Origin of the sequence: Donghicola eburneus, assembly GCF_900115865.1 — a bacterium.
Lineage (GTDB): Bacteria > Pseudomonadota > Alphaproteobacteria > Rhodobacterales > Rhodobacteraceae > Donghicola > Donghicola eburneus.
The window spans coordinates 1-6,257 of record NZ_FOXY01000039.1 but is presented as its reverse complement, the minus strand read 5'-3'; the positions used below and the strand labels follow the sequence as shown (position 1 = coordinate 6,257).

Annotated in this window: 7 protein-coding genes; 6 read left to right on the top strand and 1 reads right to left on the bottom strand. The window is 56.9% G+C overall.

Features of this window, described 5'->3' with window-relative positions; translation table 11 throughout:
- Positions 1-482, top strand: a 482-nt coding sequence (locus tag BM225_RS21285) for an integrase core domain-containing protein (RefSeq protein ID WP_420809874.1), incomplete at its 5' end; no start/stop codon positions are given.
- Between the two features lie 3 nt (positions 483-485).
- On the opposite strand, the gene BM225_RS21280 is transcribed toward BM225_RS21285, so the two are convergent.
- Entirely contained in the window at positions 486-1,379 is an 894-nt protein-coding gene (locus BM225_RS21280; RefSeq protein ID WP_072706821.1) for a LysR substrate-binding domain-containing protein, read from the bottom strand.
- Positions 1,380-1,495: 116 nt separating this feature from the next.
- On the opposite strand from BM225_RS21280, the gene BM225_RS21275 reads away from it, so the two are divergent.
- The 5 genes from BM225_RS21275 (at position 1,496) to BM225_RS21255 (ending at position 6,166) form a co-directional block, all read left to right on the top strand.
- Entirely contained in the window at positions 1,496-2,635 is a 1,140-nt protein-coding gene (locus tag BM225_RS21275; RefSeq protein WP_072706820.1) for a TauD/TfdA family dioxygenase, read from the top strand.
- On the top strand, positions 2,632-3,366 hold the full coding sequence (locus BM225_RS21270; RefSeq protein ID WP_072706819.1) for a class II aldolase/adducin family protein: 735 nt from the start codon (positions 2,632-2,634) through the stop codon (positions 3,364-3,366). The genes BM225_RS21275 and BM225_RS21270 overlap by 4 nt, the downstream gene beginning before the upstream one ends.
- Positions 3,367-3,432: 66 nt before the next feature.
- Positions 3,433-4,353: a LysR substrate-binding domain-containing protein gene (locus BM225_RS21265; protein WP_338061003.1), complete on the top strand. Its 921-nt coding sequence runs from the start codon at positions 3,433-3,435 to the stop codon at positions 4,351-4,353.
- A 102-nt stretch (positions 4,354-4,455) separates the two neighbouring features.
- Positions 4,456-5,490, top strand: coding sequence for an ABC transporter ATP-binding protein (locus BM225_RS21260; protein ID WP_245780580.1), 1,035 nt, complete (start codon positions 4,456-4,458; stop codon positions 5,488-5,490).
- Between the two features lie 97 nt (positions 5,491-5,587).
- Positions 5,588-6,166, top strand: coding sequence for an extracellular solute-binding protein (locus BM225_RS21255; protein ID WP_245780579.1), 579 nt, complete (start codon positions 5,588-5,590; stop codon positions 6,164-6,166).
- The last annotated feature ends 91 nt before the right edge of the window (positions 6,167-6,257 follow it).

The window sequence follows — 6,257 nt, the reverse complement described above, 5'->3', positions numbered from 1 at the left end:
GCGTGGCACGTGAACTGACGACCCTCATCGATCGGCGGGGAAAGCCCGGGATGATTGTCAGCGATAATGGGACCGAACTAACTTCTAATGCTATCTTGCGGTGGTGCTCCGAGAACCACATCGAATGGCATTATATCGCGCCGGGAAAGCCGATGCAGAATGGCTTTGTCGAAAGCTTTAATGGGCGAATGCGAGACGAGCTATTGAATGAGACGATGTTCCGCAATCTGGCACACACCCGCGCGGTGATCGCTGCATGGGCCGCCGATTACAATACAGAGCGCCCGCATTCCGCGTTGGATTACCGCACGCCTGCCGAATATGCCCGAACTTTAAACCACGCAATCGCCAATCGGCGTAAATACCCTTCAGGCTCAAATCGCCGCTGGATGAATGTTCAGTGGCAGGTCAGCAGGTCAGGGAAAATATGGCTACTGTGCTATCAGCGAAATCAAAGAGTGCTCTGCCGACCGTCCGGATGACGTTCAATCTGCCGCCGATGCGGTTTTCAAAATCCAAGCCACGAAATCTTTTGTCGGCGCGGAAGGCTGTCCCCCCGTCGTCACGTAGTAGGCCGTCCCAAGGTCTATCGAACCATCTGGCCACTCTTGGAGCGCGCCATCACGCACCGCCCTGCGCGAGATGGAATGCCAGCCCAACATCAACCCGCGACCGTCCAGAACGGCCTGCGCGGCCTGTACATAGTTGTTGAACGTGGGCCCTGAGGGGCGGGCACGCTTGATCCCTTTTTCCCGCAGGTAATCTTCCCAGCCTGCCCAATGCTGGTTGTGCGGACTGCGCACGTGGATCAAGGGCGCACTGTCCAATCCGACCCCTTGGTCTTGCAAACGGGCGATCAAGTCTGGCGCACCAACAGGGCACACCCGTTCGTCGAAAAGCTTGTGGGTCACACCCTCGTGCCAATCCCCGATCCCATAGCGCACCGCGACGTCAATTCCTGGCGATAGGTTGGGCAAGTCCGAAGAAGGGGCCTGAACATTCACCGTGATATCTGGATGCTGGCCGTAGAAGTCAGGAAGACGCGGCATCAGCCAATAGGTTGCCATACCCACCGTGCAGGACACCGTGACTTGAGAGCTGTCCTGTCCGCTCAGGATACGCACATCCTCTAGCGCAGACGAAATCTGGCCTAGGCCGTCCCGAACGGCCCGCGCCAGAACTTGCCCCGCTTCGGTCAGTTGCGCCGGTTTGCGAGAGCGATCGATCAGGGTGACACCCACGTGGGCCTCCAGCGCCTTGAGCGATTGACTGATGGCGGGTTGGGTCACGTTCATCCGCGTGGCCGCCATGCGCATGGAGCCATATCTCGAAAACGCTTCGAATGTTGTCAGCAGGCGCAGGGGTGGCAGGCGGTCCATAAGTTAATTCCCGAGTTAACTTATGATCACTCTAATCCGACTATTCCGAAATGGAAAGTCGTGAGAGATTTTCTCCAATTCACTGCGCAACCCCCTTCAAGCGACGGATAAACATCATGAATATTATGGCCACCCCCACCGCCTCAGTGGTTCTGAAGGACAAAGGTCTGGAAATCGCGCTCTCTGATGGGGCAACCCATTACTTCAATTATTACTGGCTGCGCGACAACTGTCCCAGTTCGTTCAGCAGCGCTACGAGAGAGCGAAGCTTTGACATTTTCCACCTGGAGGCAGCACCCAAAGCCTTGGCCGCAGACATTCAGGACGACACTCTGGAGATCACTTGGGCCGGAGAGGATCACGTCACGCGCTTCCCTCTGGCGTGGCTCGAAAATTACAAAGCCGCGGCACCCCGTCACGATCCCGCTGATCTGGCCCGTCAGCCTTGGTTCGGGGACCATTATTCAGACGTGCCACGCTTCAGCCAGCCTGACTTGATGAATGACACAGCGATCCGCGCAAAATGGATCGAAGCGCTGCTTGTCGAAGGGTTCGCCATTGTCACGGACATGCCCGACAGCAACGAGGGGCTGACGGAAACGGCAACTCTTCTGGGGCACATCCGGCCGACCTTCTTTGGCGAGTATTTCGACGTCCGCACCCACATCAACCCGACCAACACCGCTTACACCGCCGCGGCGTTAGAGCTGCACACGGACACCCCAGCCGAGGAACACGCCCCAGGCGTCCAGTTCCTGCATTGCCGCGAAAATACGGTCGAGGGGGGATATAGCCTTTATGCCGATGGCGTTGCGGTCGCCAACGACTTCAAAAAGATCGATCCCGAGGGCTTCAAACTGCTGTCCGAAATCTCGATCCCGTTTTATTGCGAGCATGACGACTATGACATGCGGTCGCGCCAAACCGTGATCGAACTGGACCAACACGGAGAGGTGTCGGGCCTGACGATCAGCCAGCACATGCTGGACTTCCTCGACATAGATCAGACACTGCTGGACCTGTACTACCCTGCCTTCTGCCGGTTCGGTAAAATGCTGCAGGACAAGAAGTACATGATGACCTTCTTGATGAAAGCGGGCGAATGCATGGTCTTTGACAATCACCGGATCGTCCATGGCCGCGCCGCCTACCGTGCCGAAAGCGGCGACCGCTACCTGCGCGGAACCTATGTTGACCGCGCCGAGATGCGCTCCACCTATCGCGCGCTCGTCAGCGAAGGGCGGTTCAAGCCATGAACCAGCCCGTTGCCGCAGATCGCATGATTGAAAACGCGCTGCGAGAGGACCTCGCAGCGGCCTTTCGGATTTGCCATCAACTGGGTTGGAGCGAGTCCGTCGGAAACCATTTCAGCGCGACCACCTCTGCGGACGGGGCGCAGTTTTTGCTGAACCCGAAATGGCAGCATTTTGCGACCATCGGCCCCGACGATCTGCTACATTTGGACAGCAACGACACCTCGGTTCTGGACAGGCCGAATGCGCCGGATGCCTCTGCATGGTGCGTGCATGGAACGTTGCACCGGAAGAAGCCGGAGGCCAAAGTCATCCTGCACTGCCATTCGCCCTACGCCACGGCGCTTTCCTGCCTCAAAGATCCCACGGTCGTGCCAATCGACAACAATACGGCGCGGTTCTACGGCCGCACGGCCTATGATCTGGAATTCGGAGGCATCGCGGATGCCACCGAAGAAGGGGAGCGGCTGGCCCAATCGCTGGGGGACAAGTCTGTTCTTGTTATGGGCAACCATGGCGTCACGATTGTGGGCGAGACCGTCGCTGCAGCCTTCGAGGATCTGTATTTCTTTGAAAAGGCGGCCCAGACCTTGATCCTCGCTTATTCGACAGGACAACCTATGGCGGTGCTGTCTGACGCTGTGGCGCAAAATACAGCAGATGGCTGGCGCCCCTATGCCGGAATGGCCGACAAACATTTCGCCTTCCTCAAAAGTCAGTTGCCGACGCTCTAGAATGGCGTAACAAATTGGAAACATTGCCCTTACTGCATCAGGCAGTAGGGGCCTTTCGCATTTCGACTGAGGCTCACCATCAAACGTTATCCCTCTATTCAGGCACTGCGCGCAATCGAAAGCGTTGCCCGAAACGGCGCGCTTTGGCGTGCGGCCAGTGAACTGAACGTCACCCGTAGCGCGGTCAGTCATCAGCTTCGGCTGCTGGAGCGCGACCTTGGCTTCAAGATCCTTGAACGCAACGGCAACGAGACCGTAATCACGCCTCGTGCCAGAGCATATGCCGAGGATGTGCGCCGTGCATTGAACATGATTTCAACATCGACCGAGCGACTGTCTCTGAATGGGCTAAGTGGGCGACTAACGATCAGCGCCCCACCGGGCTTTGTGTCTGCTTGGCTTTCTTTGAACCTCGGAGATTTTCTGGCCCAGAACCCCGAAGTGGTCCTGAATGCCATCAGCAGTCATAACCTGACCGACACGAGCAATCCCGAGGCCGATACCTTTATTACATTCGGAATGGAAGCGCGGGCCCATGTGTTTGCTGAGACACTGCTCAAAGTCGAGTTTTCGCCACTTTGTAGTCCAGCCTATCTGAGCCGTTTCAAGAATTTCAATGATCCTAGCATCCTGAAAAGCGCCACTTTGCTGCATATGGGAAACTTCGCGGATTGGGAGGATTGGATGCGTCAGACAGGACTACCCGTGGAACACGCGCGCCGAGGTATTTGTTATTCCGACATGAACATCGTCTACAACGCCGTCATGGCGGGTGAGGGAATCGCGATCGGGGACACCGTCCTTTGGACCAAGGATGTGCAGTCAGGCAAGTTGATGCGTCCGTTTGCTCAATCTTTACACTCAGACTCAGGGTATTTTCTGTGCACGCCCGAAGAAAACCTGAACAATCCGATCGTGATAGAATTTCATAAGTGGTTGAAAAAACGACTTGAAGTGAGCGGATTGCGTCACGAAGTGGGTGCGTGACAAATTTCGTTTGTCGCGTTCGTAAAGAAGTTTCAATTGCTCACCTTTCCGACCTCTCACTACGCTGAACACATGTGAACAGCGATATAGAGTGAGGCGATTGTGGTAGACGCAGCGCAGATCGAAGCCCGTTCGATCGGTAAAAAATATGGAAATTTCAGCGCCCTGCGCGATGTTTCCCTTACCATTTCACAGGGCGAGTTCCTGTCGCTCTTGGGTCCATCTGGCTCTGGCAAGACCACCTTTCTGACCTTGCTCGGCGGGTACGATGCATCGACCTCGGGACAGTTCCTGTTCGAAGGTCAGGACATGACCAAATGGCCCGCCAAGCAACGGGGCTTTGGCATGGTCTTCCAAGGCTTTGCGCTCTTCCCGCACCTGACCGTGGCAGAGAATATCGCTTTTCCACTGAAGGTGCAAAACCGCTCCAAGGCGGCTATTGCGGATCGCGTCGCGCAGATGGTCGAGATGGTCGGCCTCTCGGGTCATGAAGGCAAGAAACCTCGGGCGCTGTCTGGCGGCCAGCAACAGCGCGTCGCCTTGGCCCGGGCGCTGGCCTATGAACCGAAGGTGCTTCTGCTGGACGAACCCTTTTCCGCTTTGGACAAGAATCTGCGCGGCCAAATGCAAGAAGAGCTGCGCCGCTTGCACCGTGATCTGGGAACGACCTTTGTCTTCGTCACGCACGATCAAGAAGAGGCGCTGGCCCTGTCCACGCACATCGCAATCTTCAATCATGGAGAGCTTCAGCAGATCGACACACCTGATGCGGTCTACGAGCGTCCCTCCAACCGTTTCACTGCTGAATTCTTGGGAGACATCAACATCTTGTCGGTGGATGCGAGTGACCATGGGATCGCTGGTACGCCGCTGGATTTGCCTATGAACGCGGCCAGCTTCCGCCATGTCGCGATCCGGCCAGAGCATATGCGGTTGGCTGGGGTAGGGGATGCGATCCAACTGCCTGCAACGGTCAGGGATCGTGTCTATCTGGGGGCCACGTCGCGGCTGTTACTCGAAACGCAAGCGGGCGAAGAGTTAATGATCTATCACGCCAACGGAACGTCGCTACCAGTTCCCGATCCCGGGACCCAGCTTCACGTGACGTGGGCCAAGCAGGACAGCTTCGCCCTCTGACAGAACCCAAAAATCCGAAAAGACCTCGCCCCGAGCCGCACTGCGGTTCGGGGGCGGGAAAAAACTGCCCAAAACCAACCGAACATCAGGTGAGAGTATGAATAGACATTTCCAGAAAGACCTTCTCGACATTCTTCAGGAGCGCGCCGCCAAAGGTCAGATTTCCCGCCGTCAGATGCTGCAAGGTGCTGCCGCTCTACTGGGAACCAGCGCATTGGGCCTAAGCGCGGGCAAAGCGCAAGCGGCCGAAGACCGCCTAGTTTTCGTGAACTGGGGCGGGGATGCTATCGACGCTATGAACGAAGCATTTGGCAAGCCCTTCACCGCCGATACCGGCATCAGCGTGCTCTATGACGGCTCTGGCCCGACCGAAGGCGCGATTACCGCGCAAGTCCAAGGCGGCAGTCCCACTTGGGATCTGGTTGATGCAGACCCGTTCTCTTCGCAAGCCTTGGGCCGCAAGGACCTGATGGAGCCAATCGATTACGACATTGTCGACCCTGCCAAACAACGCGAAGGGTTCGGTTGGGAGTATTCTTCCTCCTGCTACTTCTACTCTTATGTGATCGCCTACGATGCGACCCAATTCGACACGCCCCCGACCTCAATCGCGGACTTCTTTGACGCCGAGAAATTCCCCGGCAAGCGTGCCATGTACAAATGGGGCGCAGGGTAAGCGGCGGCCACGCCCCATTGTTTTTTTTGCTTTCGCGGTGTCGCGGAGGGTTGAAGCGGATGGCTGTCGGGAGCTCGTCAGGGACTACGAG